At 67.1% G+C, this 1,256-nt stretch carries 1 protein-coding gene; it reads right to left on the bottom strand.

The annotated features are described in order from the left end of the window. A partial coding sequence (locus tag ACOV8S_RS09380) for a glycoside hydrolase family 6 protein (RefSeq protein WP_448317244.1) occupies positions 1–1,256 on the bottom strand: 1,256 nt, incomplete at both ends.

Below are 1,256 nucleotides of genomic sequence, written 5' to 3'. Positions count from 1 at the left end.
GGGCCGAGAACCACTTGCCGGACAGCGGCGCGTTGGGCAGCGCCCCGGACATGCTGTTGCCGTTGCGCGCGTTGCCCGTGTAGGTCGGGTCGCACATCCGGTCGAAGCCCTTGCCCTCGTCGTTGTCGATCACCTGGCTGGCGCCGTCGGACTCACCCGGCGGCTTCATCCAGACGTAGGCGTCGATGCCCGGCTCGGGGCTGGCCTTCGGACGCTCGCCGAGACCGGCACCGGACTGGTTGCACCAGTTGCCCAGGTGGATACGACGGTCGACGCGACCGCCGTTCACGTAGGCGTCGACACTGGTCGTCGGGCCCGCGGCGGTGGGACGCGCGGTGCCGCCCCAGCCGTTACGGGAGGTGTCGATCAGAACGCCGATGTTGCTCGGGAAGCCGGCCGAGATCGCCTTGTCCCGCAGCATCTGCGCGTAGGTGACCTCGTCGACGGACTGGTTCCAGTCCACCCACTTGGACTGACGCACGGACGTGCCGTTCACCGAGTCGGTGACCTTGAAGTACGGCTCCTTCAGGGCGCTGTAGTTGGCCGTGTTCACGATGAAGCCGTGCACGTTCGACAGCTGGGCGCCGTCGGTGGTGGCCGTGGTCTTGAACAGGTCGACCGTCGGGCCCAGGTTGGTGTCCCAGCCCAGCCACCCGTGGTGTCCGGCGTCCACGTAGTTGTAGACGTTGGGGATGGCGCCGAGCGTCTTGAGCGCGTAGGCGACGCCCTTGACGTAGTTCCCGTTGCTCTTCATGGTGTCGCACATGGCCACCGAGGTGTCACGGCCGGACACGTTGGTGATCAGGTTGGGCAGCGAGTCCACCTCGATCGTCGTGACGATCCGCAGGCCCGCGTACTTCGGGTCCTTGAAGATCGCGGCGATCGGGTCGATGTACTGCGTCTTGTACTTGTCGATCTCCGTCGGGCCGAGTTCGCCGTTGGAGGCCAGTGCGGAGCAGTCACGGCCGGGCAGGTTGTAGATCACGAACTGGATCGCCAGTTCGCCGGAGCCCTTCTGCTCCAGAGCCTTGTCCAGGTGGGCGCGGACGCCCATCGCTCCGTTCGCGCCGTTGATCGCGGCGATCCGGTCCACCCAGACACCGGTCGGCTGGTTGGCGACCTTGGAACCACCCGGCTCGGCGGCAGCCTTGGAGGACCAGTCCGGGTTCACGTACCCCTTGGCGCCGACGTACGGGTTGTCCACCTTCTGGCGCGGAGGCTGGGAGGTGGGCGGCTGGCTCGTCGGAGGCTGGGAG

This window comes from Streptomyces sp. CO7, assembly GCF_053474865.1.
This window is presented reverse-complemented; position numbering and strand designations above follow the sequence as displayed.